Genomic DNA, 911 nt, shown 5'->3' with positions numbered 1-911 from the left:
AGATGACGACCGGCGCACGGGTGCGTAACGCGTATGAAACCTGCCTTTTACAGAAGGATAGCCCGGAGAAATTCGGATTAATACTTCATAGTTCTAGAGATTCGCATGTTTTTCTAGATAAAGTTTCGGCGGTAAAAGATGGTCATGCGTGACATTAGATAGTTGGTGAGGTAACGGCTCACCAAGTCGACGATGTCTAGGGGTTCTGAGAGGAAGGTCCCCCACACTGGTACTGAGACACGGACCAGACTCCTACGGGAGGCAGCAGTGAGGAATATTGGTCAATGGACGCAAGTCTGAACCAGCCATGTCGCGTGAAGGAAGACGGTTCTATGGATTGTAAACTTCTTTTATATAGGAATAATGGTCGTTACGTGTAATGATTTGAAGGTACTATATGAATAAGCACCGGCTAACTCCGTGCCAGCAGCCGCGGTAATACGGAGGGTGCGAGCGTTATCCGGATTTATTGGGTTTAAAGGGTGCGTAGGCGGACTAATAAGTCAGTGGTGAAATCTTGCAGCTTAACTGTAAAACTGCCATTGATACTGTTAGTCTTGAATTTAGTTGAGGTAGGCGGAATGTGTTGTGTAGCGGTGAAATGCATAGATATAACACAGAACACCGATTGCGAAGGCAGCTTACTAAGCTATAATTGACGCTGATGCACGAAAGCGTGGGTAGCGAACAGGATTAGATACCCTGGTAGTCCACGCCGTAAACGATGATTACTCGTTGTTGGCGATACATAGTCAGCGACTGAGCGAAAGCATTAAGTAATCCACCTGGGGAGTACGTTGGCAACAATGAAACTCAAAGGAATTGACGGGGGCCCGCACAAGCGGAGGAACATGTGGTTTAATTCGATGATACGCGAGGAACCTTACCTGGACTTAAATGTAGATTGACAG

1 rRNA gene is annotated in these 911 nt (G+C 46.8%); it reads left to right on the top strand.

The annotated features are described in order from the left end of the window. Window positions 1-911: ribosomal RNA gene (locus tag QMO11_RS21840) — 16S ribosomal RNA — on the top strand; the annotation flags it as partial.

It is taken from the genome of Saccharicrinis aurantiacus, assembly GCF_947489045.1.
GTDB lineage: Bacteria > Bacteroidota > Bacteroidia > Bacteroidales > Marinilabiliaceae > Saccharicrinis > Saccharicrinis aurantiacus.
The sequence above is the reverse complement of the archived record's forward strand: the minus strand, read 5'-3'. Positions and strand labels throughout refer to the sequence as shown.